Raw genomic sequence first — 13,626 nt, 5'->3', positions numbered from 1 at the left:
TCCGGCGGGGTTTTTCATTGCATCGGTAACGCGGGGACTTAGAAGTCCATGCCGCCCATGCCACCCATGCCGCCCATGCCACCGGCGCCGCCCATGGCCGGCTCGTCCTTCTTCGGAGCTTCGGCAACCATGGCTTCGGTCGTGATCATCAGGCCAGCGATCGAGGCTGCGTTCTGCAGCGCCGAACGGGTCACCTTGGTCGGGTCCAGGATGCCGAACTGCAGCATGTCGCCGAACTCGCCGGTGGCGGCGTTGTAGCCGAAGCTGCCGGTGCCTTCCTTGACCTTGTTGATGATGACCGACGGCTCGTCACCGGCGTTGGCAACGATCTCGCGCAGCGGGGCTTCCATCGCACGCAGGGCGATCTGGATGCCGTGGTTCTGGTCTTCGTTGGCGCCCTTCAGGCCGGCCAGCGCGGTGATCGCGCGGACCAGCGCAACGCCGCCGCCCGGAACCACGCCTTCTTCAACGGCCGCACGGGTAGCGTGCAGGGCGTCGTCGACGCGATCCTTCTTTTCCTTCATTTCGATTTCGGTCGAGGCGCCGACCTTGATCACGGCAACACCGCCGGCCAGCTTGGCCACGCGTTCCTGCAGCTTCTCGCGGTCGTAATCCGAGGAGGTGTCCTGGATCTGGGTCTTGATCTGCGCCACGCGTGCATCAACGTTGGCCTTGTCGCCGACGCCGTCGATGATGGTGGTGTTCTCCTTGGAGACCTGCACCTTCTTGGCGCGGCCCAGGTCCTTGATGGTGGCCTTCTCGAGCGACAGGCCGACTTCTTCGGAGATCACGGTGCCGCCGGTCAGCACGGCCATGTCTTCCAGCATCGCCTTGCGACGGTCGCCGAAGCCCGGCGCCTTGACGGCCACGACCTTGACGATGCCACGGATGGTGTTGACGACCAGGGTGGCCAGCGCTTCGCCTTCAACTTCCTCGGCCACGATCAGCAGCGGCTTGCCGGCCTTGGCGACGCCTTCCAGCACCGGCAGCAGGTCGCGGACGTTGGAGATCTTCTTGTCGTGCAGCAGGATGAACGGGTCATCCAGGTCAGCGGTCTGCGACTGCTGGTTGTTGATGAAGTAAGGCGACAGGTAGCCGCGGTCGAACTGCATGCCCTTGACCACGTCCAGCTCGTTGTCCAGGCCCGAGCCTTCTTCAACGGTGATGACGCCTTCCTTGCCGACTTCCTTCATCGCGTCAGCGATGATCTGGCCGATCGACTCGTCCGAGTTGGCCGAGATGGTACCGACCTGGGCGATCGCCTTGTCGTCGGCGGTCGGCTTGGAGATGTTCTTCAGCTCGGCCACGGCGGCCGAAACGGCCTTGTCGATACCGCGCTTGAGGTCCATCGGGTTCATGCCGGCGGCCACAGCCTTGGCGCCTTCGCGGATCAGGGCCTGGGCCAGCACGGTGGCGGTGGTGGTGCCGTCGCCCGCGTCGTCGTTGGTGCGGGAAGCAACTTCCTTCACCATCTGCGCGCCCATGTTCTCGAACTTGTCAGCCAGTTCGATTTCCTTGGCGACGGAGACGCCGTCCTTGGTGATGGTCGGCGCGCCGAAGCTCTTTTCCAGCACGACGTTGCGGCCCTTCGGGCCCAGGGTGGCCTTGACGGCATTGGCGAGAACGTTGACGCCGCGCACCATGCGCGAACGGGCGTCTTCACCGAAACGAATATCCTTGGCAGCCATTGCGATTACCTCGATGTTTGCGCCGGGCCGGGCCCGGCGACGAAAAGGGATGTCTTACAGAAAAGCAGGTCGCGCCGAGGCTCAGCCGATGATGGCGAGCACGTCGTCTTCGCGCAGGACCTTGTACTCGACGCCTTCGCTCTTGTACGAGCTGCCGGCATACTGGCCGTAGATGACCTTGTCGCCAACCTTCAGCGACGGCGCGCGCACGTTGCCGTTGTCCAGCGGCTTGCCCGGGCCGACGGCCACAACTTCACCCTTGGTGGACTTTTCCTTGGCCGAGTCGGGGATGACGATGCCACCGGCGGAGATTTCGTCGGCTTCGATCGGCTTGACCACAACGCGGTCGTGCAGCGGCTTGATGCTCATGAGAGACCTCTTAAGTTATTGATTGGTCTGAAAAAGTCCGGCGATGTTAGCAGTCACACCAGGCGAGTGCCAGCAACGCGCGTGAAAAAGCCCGACAAGTCGGGAGCACGACAGAGATGGAGACCTCCACAGGCCTTTCAAGGGCCGATCCCGAAATTTTTCTCGGGACCGGGAAACCTGCCTCCCTGCGTGGACGCCTGTATAGGGATGCAGTGCGGCAAGCCAAGGGGGCAAGGGGTGCTATTTAGTGATAGATGTCCCACTGTCAGATATCTGACGTTCATTTACGACAAAGTGTCACTGGATCGGCCTTAGGCTCGGCCGCGCATTCCCAATCACAAGGAGTAGTCGATGCGATTGCTGTCCCCGCTTGCCGCCGCCTGCCTGCTGGCGCTGGCCGCCGCGCCGGCCCAGGCCGAGGTCTTCATCAACGAACTGCATTACGACGACAGCACCGCCGCCGGTGACGTCGGCGAAGCCATCGAAGTGGTCGCTACCGCGGGCGAGGACCTGTCCGGCTACCGCCTCTACCTCTACAACGGCAGCAATCCTTCGGCGGCCACGGTCTACGCCAACAACCCGGTCCCGGCCGGCACCGCCGCTGGCTGCGGCAGCGCCAGAATCGCCGTGGTCAACTACCCGACCAACGGCCTCCAGAACGGCCCGAACGACGGCATCGCCCTGGTCGATGCCAGCGGCAAGGTGGTCCAGTTCCTCAGCTACGAGGGCGCCATCACCGCCTCCGGTGGCCCTGCCGCCGGCATGACCAGCCAGAACATTCCGGTGGCCGAGACCAACAGCACCGCGCCGGGCACCTCGCTGCAGCTGACCGGCAGCGGCAGCCAATACGCCCACTTCACCTGGGCCGAATCGGCCGGGCAGACGTTTGGCAGCTGCAACAACGGCCAGACCTTCAGCGGCGGCGGCACCCCGGGCCCGAACACGCCGCCGTCGGTGTCCACCACCACCCCGGCACAGGGCAGCAGCACCTTCCCGGCCGCGGCCGATCTCGAAGTGGTGTTCAGCGAAACCGTGAACCTGGCCAGTGGCGCATTCGCGCTGAGCTGCGGCACCTCCGGCAGCGTGCCGCTGACCTTCCCGGCCAGCGGCCGCAGCGTGAAACTGTCCACCAACACCGCGCTGGTGGCCGGTGAAGCCTGCCGCTTCGATATCCGCGCCGCGCGCATCACCGACCTGCAGGGCGCGCATCCGGCGGCCGACAGCCGCATCGCGTTCACCGTGGCCAGCACCGGCGGCAACCCCGACCCGGGCAATCCGGGTGTACCGGCCGGCTATTACTCAAAGGTCAACACCAGCAGCCCCAGCCAGCTGCGCTGCTCGCTGCACGCCACCATAAAGGGCCATACCGCCTATCCGTACAGCGGCTCGGGCACCAGCACCTGGACCATCCTGGAAATCGCCGACGAGGATCCGAACAATTCCGGCAGGATCCTGGATGCGTATCGCAACCGCAGCTACGCCAAGGTGACCGACCGCGCCGGCAGCGGCAGTGGCCTGAAGTACAACCGCGAGCACACCTGGCCGAACTCGCTGGGCTTTGCCAGCACCACCGGTGACAAGGGCCTGCCGTACGCGCCGTATACCGACACCCACATGCTGTACCTGACCGACGCGCAGTGGAACGCCGACCGTGGCAACAAGCCGTTCGGCAAGTGCGACGCCAACTGCGGCGAGCGGGCCACCGAGGCCAACAACGGCCAGGGCGGCGGCAGCGGCGGTTACCCGGGCAACTCCAACTGGGTACGCACGCCGGACGGCAACACCGGCACCTTCGAGGTGTGGGGCAAGCGCAAGGGCGACATGGCGCGTGCGGTGCTGTACATGGCCATCCGCTACGAGGGCGGCAAGGATGCGGCGACCGGCCAGTCCGAGCCGGACCTGGAGCTGACCGACGACCGCAGCAAGATCGTCAAGACCAGCAGTTCGCCGGCCTACATGGGCCTGCTGTCCACGCTGATCGACTGGCACCTGTCCGATCCGCCGGATGATGCCGAACGTGCGCGCAATGACGTGATCTACAGCTTCCAGGGCAACCGCAATCCGTTCATCGACCACCCCGAGTGGGCGACCCCGGGCCTGTTCACCTCGGCCAAGCCGGCTACCTGCCAGCTGGCCAACTGACCGCGCAACGCAGCGGTCCACTGCCGCCGCCGGGCCCTGACCCGGCGGCGGCCCTATACTCGACGGTCATGTCGACCGTCGATCCCGTCCTGCTGCTGTTGACCACCTGCCCGGACCGGGCCAGTGCCGAGCGCATCGCGCACGCGCTGGTCGGCGAGCGCCTGGCCGCGTGCGTGACCCGCCTCGATGGCGCTCAGTCGACCTACCGCTGGCAGGGCGAGGTGACCACCGACGCCGAGCTGCAACTGCTGGTGAAGACCACCGCAAGCCGCGTCGATGACGCGATTGCCCGGATCGTCGAACTGCATCCGTATGAACTCCCGGAGTGCATCGCGGTCGAAACCCGGGCCGGCCTGCCGGCGTATCTGGACTGGATCCGGGCACAGACCCGAGAGGACACTGATTGAAGACTCTGTTTGCGCGTGGCGCCGCCTTGTGCGCCCTGATGTGGCTCTCGCTGCCCGCCTTCGCCCTGGATGAGAAGGACCTGCTGCCGGTGGACCAGGCGTTCGCGCTGACCGCCACCGCCCCCGAACGCGGCCAGGTGCAACTGCAGTTCAAGATCGCACCCGGCTACTACCTGTATCGCCACCGCACCAGCGTCAAGGCTGATCCGGCGTTCAACGCCGGCGCGCTGCAGATGCCCAAGGGCGACAAGCACCACGACGATTTCTTCGGCGAAGTCGAAACCTATCGCGAACGCCTGCAGGCCACCCTGCCCGGCACGCCGACCGACGCCGCCGGCACCATCAGCCTGGAAGTGCGTTACCAGGGCTGCGCCGATGCCGGTGTCTGCTACCCGCCGCAGAAGCGCGTGGTGCAGGTCACCCTGCCCGGTAGCGGCGCACAGGCCGCGGCGCCGGCCACGCGTGCCGGCGCCACCAGCCCGTTCAACAACCCGCTGGCCGGTGCCGGCAACAGCGGTGGGCTGCGCCTGCCGGGTGCCGCCAGCAACAGCCAGGCGCTGCCGCTTCCTTCGGAGCAGGCCTTCGGCTTCGATGCCATCGCCAGTGACGGCAACACCCTGCTGCTGCGCTTCAGCCCGGCGCCGGGCTACTACCTGTATCGCGACCGCACTTCGGTGAAGCTGGACGGCAGCACCGGCGTGCTGGCCGACAAGCTGCGCTGGCCGGCCGCACAGTCGCATCGCGACGAGCATTTCGGCGATGTCTCGGTCTACTTCAACCAGGTGGAAGTGCCGCTGCCGCTGCGCCGCGCCGTCGCCGATGCGGTCGACAGCACCCTGGTGGTGACGTTCCAGGGCTGCCAGACCGATGGCATCTGCTACCCGCCGATGACCCGCCGGGTGAAGCTGTCGATCCCGGCCGGCAAGATCAACGCCAGCACCGATCAGTCGCCGCCGCGCAACGAGGTGATCAGTCCGCTGCCTACCGCCAGCGGCGCACCACGCGAAGCCGCCAACGGCGCCCCGTTGCGCCTGCTGCCGACGGTGCCCAATACGGATGCCAGCACCCCGGCCGTTGCAGGCGCCGAAAACGGCGATGAGTTCGCTGCCGATGCGCGCGGTGACAACGCCCTGCGCACGCGCCCACCGGCGACCACGCCGAATCCGGACCGTTCGTTCGTATGGGTGCTGCTGCTGGCCCTGGCCGGTGGCCTGGTACTGAACCTGATGCCGTGCGTGCTGCCGATCCTCTCGCTGAAGGTCCTGAGCCTGGCGCAGAGTGGCGAAAGCCCGCAGCGCGCGCGCAGCCACGCCCTCTGGTACACGTTGGGCGTACTGGTCGCGTTCGCGGTGATCGGTGCGCTGATGGTCGGCCTGCGCGCGATCGGCAACGCCGTCGGCATCGGCTTCCAGCTGCAGCATCCGGGCGTGGTCGCGGTGCTGGCCTACATCATGTTCGCGGTGGGCCTGAGCCTGTCCGGCGTGTTCACCCTGGGCGGCGGCATCGGCAACCTGGGCCAGTCGCTGGCCAGCCGCAGCGGCCCGGCCGGTGACTTCTTCACCGGCGCGCTGGCCTGCGTGGTCGGCAGTGCCTGCGTCGGCCCGTTCATGGGCGGCGCGATCGCCTACGCGTTCATTGCCCCGCCGCTGAAGGCGATGACCGTGTTCCTGTTCCTCGGCCTGGGCCTGGCGCTGCCGTTCCTGCTGATCGGCTTCGTGCCGGCGCTGGCGCGCCGCCTGCCCAAGCCGGGCCCATGGATGGAAACCCTCAAGCACGTGCTGGCCTTCCCGATGTATGCCACCGTGCTGTGGCTGCTGTGGGTGCTCGGCAAGCAGCGTGGCGTGGACGGCATGGCGCTGGTGCTGGGTGGCCTGCTGCTGCTGGCCTTCGGCCTGTGGCTGTTTGAACGCAACCGCTGGACCGGCTCGCGTGCAGTGACCCTGCTCGGCGTGCTGCTGGCGATCGGTGCATTGATACCGGCCTGGGGCGTGACCCAGCTGGCACCGCCGGCACGCGCCGCACAGGCCGCCAGCGACAACGTGGTCGAGTACTCGCCGCAGTTGCTCGACCGTCTGCGCGCCGACAACCGCGTGGTGTTCGTCAACATGACCGCCGACTGGTGCGTGAGCTGCAAGGCCAACGAACGCGCCGTGCTGTCGCGGCCAGAGTTCAAGGAACTGCTCAAGCGCACCAACGCGGTGTACATGCGCGGGGACTACACCAACGTCGATCCACAGATCACCACGTTCCTGGAAGAGCACAAGGCCGTGGGCGTGCCGCTGTACGTGGTGTACGGTCCGGGCGCACCGCCGACCGTGCTGCCGACCCTGCTGACCCAGGCGGTGGTCGAGGAAGCGCTGCTGCGCACCGCACGATGAAGTGGCAACGGCCAGCGCTGCTGTGGACAGCGGTGCTGGCCGCCGGCCTTGGACTGTGGGCCGGGCATCGATTGGCACCGGCGCCGGTGACGCCTGAGGCCGTGCCGGCGGAGCCTGCCGTTGCGGCCGCGGCGCCGGTCCTGCAGGTTGGCGACAGCCTGCCCGCATTGTCACTGCCCGATCTTGAAGGCCGGCCGCTGGACCTGCGCCAGCACGCTGCCGGTCGCCCGCTGCTGGTCAATGTCTGGGCCAGCTGGTGCGCGCCCTGCGTGGAAGAAATGCCCGAGCTGGCGCGCTTCGCCCATGCGCAGGGCGACAGCGGTGTGCAGGTGCTGGGCCTGGCACTGGATACCCCGGAAGACGTGCGCGGTTTCCTGCAGCGTGTCCCGGTGGATTATCCGATCGTGATCGAGACCCCGGGGCCACGCGATGCCAGCGTGCAGCTGGGCAATAGGGGCCTGCTGCCCTACAGCGTGCTGTTCGATGCGCAGGGGCGGATGGTGAAAGCGAAGCTGGGGCCGTTCGAGCACGGCGAGATCGACAGCTGGGTGAAGTGAGGGTGTTTTTTGCAGGGCTTGCAGCCCTGCACCCTGCTCAATGCAACGGCAACAGCCAAAGCCAAAGCGGGCATTCCGTGGGATGGAGGGGCACTGTGGGTGGTCAGGACACGCCGTAAACCCCCCTCCGGGGTCCGGCCCAGCCGCTGGCGGCTGTGCGTTCGGGCGCTTGCGAAGCAGTGCTTCGCAAGCAAAGCGCCCTCACCCATGGGGGCTCGATGGCGCCATCCATGGCGCCAACGGTCCTGACCACCCACACCGCCCCACCTCAGACAGATCTTCGCGGCTGTTGGTAGGTGTCGACCTTGGTCGACACATCTGTCAGATATCGATATTCAGAACGGAATCAGACCCCGTGCCGACCAACGGTCGGCACCCACCAAAGCAGAACGCCGTTCCGACAGATCGCGGAAAACTGTCGAAGGCGGGGTGGGTCCGGTTGAGGGGGCGTGAGCCGCATGGATGCGGCGACCGAGCTTACATGGACGTACTTGCAGCGTCCCCCTCAACCGGACCCACCCCGCCAACCCACGGAAAGCCAGCTTTTGACGTTGACGTTGCTCCGGCTTGTAGCGGGTGCAGGGCTGCAAAGCCCTGCAACAAAACCCTCCTTGACCGTAGCCCGTCCGCCACGGAGAATTCCGCGACTAATTCTCATTTGCTGTTGCGCAGGATGCGGGCGGCAGCCTTCCGGGCCCTCCTCCTTCGATGTTCAAGAACGTCCTGTTCCAACTGCACTGGCTGCTGGGCATCACCGCCGGTGCCGTACTGGCCGTAATGGGCCTCAGCGGCGCCGTACTGTCCTTCGAGGACGAGCTGTTGCGCGCCGCCAATCCCGGCTTCGCCGAGATTGCCGAGCACCATGCCGATGGCCAGCTTCCACTTGCACTGAGCGAACTGGTGCCGCTGCTGCAGGCCGGCAGTGAACGCCCGCTGCAGCGCCTGCGCGTGGATGCCACCGGGCAACGGCCCTCGGTGGCACGCTTCGTCGGCGGCAAGGAACACTGGGTCTACTTCGATCCGTACAGCGGCGAACGATTCAGCGCCCTGCGCGGGCAGGCGTTCTTCGATTTCGTCGAGGACCTGCATCGCCACCTCGCCGCCGGCGAGCGTGGCAAATGGATCACCGGCAGCTGCGCCATCGCGCTGCTGTTCTTCACCTTGTCCGGGCTCTATCTGCGCTGGCCGCGACGCTGGTGGCACTGGCGCAGCTGGCTGGCGGTGGAATGGAAACGCAGCGGCCGTGGCTTCCTGTGGAGCCTGCACTCGGTGGTCGGCACGTGGGTGCTGCTGATCTACCTGATGAGTGCGCTGACCGGCTTGTGGTGGTCCTTCGACTGGTATCGCAGTGCCGCCAACACCCTGTTGGGCGTCGCACCGGCCATCAAGCACAAGGTGGCCACCGGCGCCGCCCTGAACCTGGAGCGCATCGAAGCCACGCTGTATGCACTGCCCGGCGTGCGCACCGGCTACATCGACCTGCGCCTGCCGGAAAAGCCCGGGCAGGCACTGAATGTACGCGTGATGGCCGGTGATCCGTCGCAGCGCGGTGGCCAGCATGACCGCGCGCATGATCTGCTGCAGCTCGACCCGGGCACGGGTGCCACACTCGATGCCCGCCCCTATGCACGCCAGGGTGTCGGCGCGCAGCTGGCCACCAGCGTGTTCGCGCTGCACTCGGGCAGCTACTTCGGCGTGCCCGGGCGTGTCGTGGTGATGCTCAGCAGTTTGGGCATGAGCCTGTTCTTCATCACCGGCTGGATGCTCTACCTGGACCGCCGACGCAGCCAGCGCGCCGCGCGTGGCCTGCGCCAGTCGCTGCCGGCTGCCGCCGCCGATGATGGCCGCGCGCCTTGGCTGGTGGTGCATGCCAGCCAGAGCGGACTGGGCGAACAACTCGCATGGCGCGCAGCCGCGCAGCTGCAGGCGTCCGGTCATGCGGTGCAGGTGCTGCCGCTGGCCCGCATTGATGCCGTGCAGCTGGCCCGCACCGCGCAGGCGCTGTTGGTACTGAGCACCTTCGGCGATGGCGAACCACCGGATGCGGCGCGAGGTGCTGCACGACGGCTGATGGCACAGACACTCGACCTGTCAGGCCTGCAGTTTGGACTGCTGGCGCTGGGTGATCGACAGTACCCGCACTACTGCGGCTTCGGCCGCCAGGTTGATGGCTGGCTGCTCGGCAACGGCGCGCGCCCGTTGTTCGACCGCATCGAAGTCGATGCCGCCTCGGTCGCGGCCCTGCGCCAATGGCAGCTGCAGCTGGGCGCGCTGACCGGCATCGCCACCGATGACAGCGTGCTGCCGGCCGCCACGCAGATGCATGACTGGCGCCTGCTCGGCCGCGACCGCCTCAATCCAGGCAGCATCGGCGGTGCGATCTGGCGCATCCGTCTTGCGGCCCCGGCCGAGGTGCAGTGGCAGGCGGGCGACATCCTGCATATCGCGCCCCGTCACAACGCGCGGCATGCCGGCGCGGTGCTGAAGGCACAGGGGCTGGATCCCCTGCAGCCACTGCTGATCGAAGGCCAGCCGCGCACGCTGTTGGCGCTGGCCAGCGAACGCGAACTACCGGATGCCGATGCTGCGCTGGCGGTACAGGATCCGTGCCTGTGGCTGGCAGGGCTGCCGATGCTGCCCGGACGCGAATATTCCATCGCCTCGTGCACCGAGGATGGCGCGGTGGAACTGGTGGTACGACTGGTGCACGACGACACGGGCCGCGCCGGGCTCGGCTCGGGCTGGCTGTCGCTGCATGCACCGATCGGTGCCAGTCTCGTCGCCCGCGTGCACCGCAATCCCGGGTTCCACCGCGTCGCCGGTGCACCGATGGTGCTGATCGGCAATGGCACCGGCATCGCGGGCCTGCGCAGTCTGTTGCGCGAAGCCGCGCATGCAGGTGAGCACGGGCACTGGCTGCTGTTCGGCGAACGCCAGCGCGCGCATGACTTCCTGTTCGCCGATGAGATCGAAGCGTGGCAGGCCGATGGCCATCTCGCGCGGGTGGACCTGGCGTTCTCGCGCGATGGCGAAGGTGGTTACGTGCAGGATCACCTGCGTGCGGCGGCCGATGCCCTGCGCGACTGGATGCAGCGTGGTGCAGTCATCCACGTGTGCGGTTCGCTGCAGGGCATGGCCGAAGGCGTGGACCAGGTGCTGCGCGCTGCGCTGGGCGATGATGTTGTGGAAACGCTGCTGGAAACCGGGCGCTACCGTCGCGACGTGTATTGATTCCTGCCTCCGAACGCTGGCGTGAGCCGAGCATGGGCTCGGCTCTACAGTGTTCCTGCAGCTGATGTAGAGCCGAGCCTACGCTCGGCTGATTCCCCGCCAGCCGACAAGGAACCGCAGGCTAGGCCGCCGCAGCGCGCGCCTGTGGCATCGACTGCAGCCGGAACGCGCCAACGGCTTCCGCCAGCGCATGCACCTGCGCCTGCATCTGCGCCGTCGAGGCACCGGCCTCTTCCACCAGGCTGGCATTGCGCTGGGTACTGGCTTCCATCTGCACGATGGTCTGGTTCACCTGGGCGATGCCGGCATGCTGGTCCTGCGACGCGCTGCGGATACCGGCCAGCAGATCCGCCAGTTGCTGCACGCTGCCGACAATCTCGCCCATCGTGGTGCCGGCCTGTTCGGCCTGCTGGTTGCCCTGGCCCACACGCGCCACCGAATCCTCGATCAGACCCTTGATCTGCTTGGCCGCCTCCGCGCTGCGTTGTGCCAGCAGGCGCACTTCTGCGGCCACCACGGCAAAGCTGCGGCCCTGCTCGCCCGCGCGCGCGGCTTCCACCGCAGCATTCAGCGCGAGAATGTTGGTCTGGAAAGCGATGCCGTCGATCAGCTGGGTGATGTCGCCGATCCGTCGCGAGGCCTCGCTGATGCCCTGCATGGTCGCGACCACCTGGCCAACGGCCTCGCCACCGCGCTGGGCCACTGCCGCCGCGCCCTTGACCAGCACGTCGGCACGCCCCGCGGCATCGGCATTGCGGCCAACGGTGTCGGTCAGCTCGTGCATCGACGCTGCCGTCTCTTCCAGGTTGGCCGCCTGCTGTTCGGTGCGCTGCGACAGGTCATGGTGACCGGCGACGATTTCGCCAACGCCGGTATCGAGGCTGGACGTGGCCTGCTGGATGCGGGTAATCATACGGCCCAGTTGCGCGACGGTAGCGTTGGCATCATCGCGCATGCGTGCGAACACGCCTTGCAGCTCACCTTCCATGCGCACGCTGAGGTCGCCGCGGGCCAGCGCAGCCAGAAGCGCCTGCAGATCGCCGAGGTTGGTCTCGAAGGTGGCCAGCAAGCGGTTGATGCTGGTCGACAGTGTGCGCACGAAGCCCTGTTTTCCCTCCAGCGCGATGCGCCCATGCAGATCACCGTGCGCGGCGGCATCGACCAGTGCCGCAACCTCGGTTTCCAGCAGGGTTTCCAGCTCGCGACTGCGCCACTCCACTGCCACGCCGAGAAAGTGCCCTTCATCGACGATGGGATTGGCGATCAGCTGATAGCGCACACCGCCATGGCCGATTTCGCGCTCTTCGCGCTGTCGCACACCGGCCAGGGCGGCCAGGGCCGGATGCAGGCGCACCGCATCGCTGCCCACCAGGTCTTCAGCCCGCAGTTCCAGCTGCAGCAGCAGGGCTGGGTTGGCATACGCAACCAGACCTTCGGCATCGATCACCATCAGGCCAGTCTGCGCGCTGTCCAGGGCCTGGCGCACGCGGGTATTGCCGCGTGCCACGGCACGCTCGGTCTCGATGCGCGCGCGCAGGCGCTGCTGCATGTCGACCAGGCGCTGGGCCAGCTGGCCGATCTCATCATTGGCGTTGTAGACGCGCAGGGTGGTGTCGAGGCGGTCGTCAGCGATATCGCTGGCGAAACGCAGGGTGTCCTGGATCGGCTGGCGCACCGCACGCAGCACCAGCACCAGGCTGGTGATCAGCACGCCGGCCACCAGCAGCAGGGTCAGTGCGAACAGCACGCTCATCGTGCGCGCGCCGGCGTGCTGGCGCGCCTGCGCCCTGGCCAGCGCCGCCACCTGCGCCTGCTGGAAGGCGGCCAACGCCGGTGCTACGCCCGCGGCGGTATCCAGCAGCGACTGCGCCTCCACGTCCAGGCCGACGCGGGCGGCGGTGTAACCCAGCAGGGCGCCCTGATAGCCCTCCATCCCGCCGCGCAGGGCATCCTGCACATCGGTAGGCAGGCCGGCCAGCGCGAGATCGAACGGCAGCTTCTCCTCGCTGGCACGGTCGGCGTGGGTGGAATCACCGTCGAGCAGCAGCAGTGCCTCCTGCCTTCGCATCTTCTGCAGGGACAGCGCCAGCGGCGGCCGCTGCAGCGCGTCCACCTGTACCTGCAGGGTATCGGCGGCCTGCTGCAGCTGCGCGGCGAGGCCGGCATCACCGCGACCCATCTCGTCGACACGTTCGAACAGGGCAGCCACACCCTGCGAGAACGCGTCGGCGGCTTCGGTCAGCGCCTGCAGGGCCTTGCGCCGGCCAGCATCCATCGGCGTCGAGCGCAGCGCCTGCAGATCGGCCTGCAATGCCTTCTGCGTGGCCAACAGCTGCGCGCGGTCGGCATCATCGAAACTGCGTGCATACTGGGTCTGCAGGCGACGCGCTTCGGCCACCCGCGTGGACAGGCTGGCGGCCAGATCGCTGCCGCGCTGGTAGCTGGCCTGGCTGCGCGCAGCCAGTGCGTTGGCATGGCCAGTCCAGGCGTAGACAGCGGCGATCGCCACCAGGCCCAGGCCACAGACCCACAGGGTCGCCTTGAGCTTGTTGGCCACGCTGAGCCGATGCGGCTGCAGCCAGCGCAGCAGGCCGGGGGACGCCGAGTGCAACGCGGCAAGGCGCGTGCGCAGGGACCGGAGGTGGGGGACAACGGCCGACATGACAGACTCCAGGCGGAAAGACGCACCTGTATCGGCCGGATTCAGGGCAACTTTAGCGCCTTCTTCGTCCGGGTCCCCCCGTCGCGGGTGGACGCGGCCTTTGTACAGGGTGCAAGCGACGGGGGCATGACACGGGCGCCGCGCTTGACCTCAACCCCGGTTGGGGGAGCACAGTGGACGTCCCTCCCCCGC

8 protein-coding genes are annotated in these 13,626 nt (G+C 67.4%); 5 read left to right on the top strand and 3 right to left on the bottom strand.

Annotation, left to right across the window (positions count from 1 at the left end):
- Positions 1–38: 38 nt before the first annotated feature.
- Positions 39–1,688 (bottom strand): chaperonin GroEL, encoded by a 1,650-nt coding sequence (gene groL / locus N5D20_RS09130; protein ID WP_005411226.1) that lies wholly within the window; start codon positions 1,686–1,688, stop codon positions 39–41.
- Positions 1,689–1,769: 81 nt separating this feature from the next.
- Positions 1,770–2,057, bottom strand: a complete 288-nt coding sequence (locus tag N5D20_RS09125) for a co-chaperone GroES (protein WP_019338944.1) — start codon at positions 2,055–2,057, stop codon at positions 1,770–1,772.
- Positions 2,058–2,408: 351 nt separating this feature from the next.
- On the opposite strand from N5D20_RS09125, the gene N5D20_RS09120 reads away from it, so the two are divergent.
- From N5D20_RS09120 to N5D20_RS09100, 5 genes are all read left to right on the top strand, one after another.
- Positions 2,409–4,199, top strand: a complete 1,791-nt coding sequence (locus tag N5D20_RS09120) for an endonuclease (protein WP_010481121.1) — start codon at positions 2,409–2,411, stop codon at positions 4,197–4,199.
- Positions 4,200–4,267: 68 nt separating this feature from the next.
- A complete protein-coding gene (cutA, locus tag N5D20_RS09115) occupies positions 4,268–4,606 on the top strand; it encodes a divalent-cation tolerance protein CutA (protein WP_010481118.1) in 339 nt (112 codons plus the stop codon).
- Complete coding sequence (locus N5D20_RS09110; protein ID WP_197579641.1) at positions 4,603–6,984, top strand: protein-disulfide reductase DsbD domain-containing protein; 2,382 nt, start codon at positions 4,603–4,605, stop codon at positions 6,982–6,984. The genes cutA and N5D20_RS09110 overlap by 4 nt, the downstream gene beginning before the upstream one ends.
- Positions 6,981–7,541, top strand: a complete 561-nt coding sequence (locus tag N5D20_RS09105) for a TlpA disulfide reductase family protein (RefSeq protein ID WP_197579643.1) — start codon at positions 6,981–6,983, stop codon at positions 7,539–7,541. The genes N5D20_RS09110 and N5D20_RS09105 overlap by 4 nt, the downstream gene beginning before the upstream one ends.
- A gap of 708 nt (positions 7,542–8,249) precedes the next feature.
- Positions 8,250–10,772: a sulfite reductase flavoprotein subunit alpha gene (locus N5D20_RS09100; protein ID WP_197579645.1), complete on the top strand. Its 2,523-nt coding sequence runs from the start codon at positions 8,250–8,252 to the stop codon at positions 10,770–10,772.
- Between the two features lie 121 nt (positions 10,773–10,893).
- On the opposite strand, the gene N5D20_RS09095 is transcribed toward N5D20_RS09100, so the two are convergent.
- The gene (locus N5D20_RS09095; RefSeq protein ID WP_197579647.1) at positions 10,894–13,434 is read right to left on the bottom strand and encodes a methyl-accepting chemotaxis protein; all 2,541 of its coding nucleotides are present in this window, start codon (positions 13,432–13,434) and stop codon (positions 10,894–10,896) included.
- Between the last annotated feature and the right edge of the window lie 192 nt (positions 13,435–13,626).

It is taken from the genome of Stenotrophomonas sp. GD03877, from assembly GCF_029840555.1.
Classification (GTDB): Bacteria; Pseudomonadota; Gammaproteobacteria; order Xanthomonadales; family Xanthomonadaceae; genus Stenotrophomonas; species Stenotrophomonas geniculata.
This window is presented reverse-complemented; position numbering and strand designations above follow the sequence as displayed.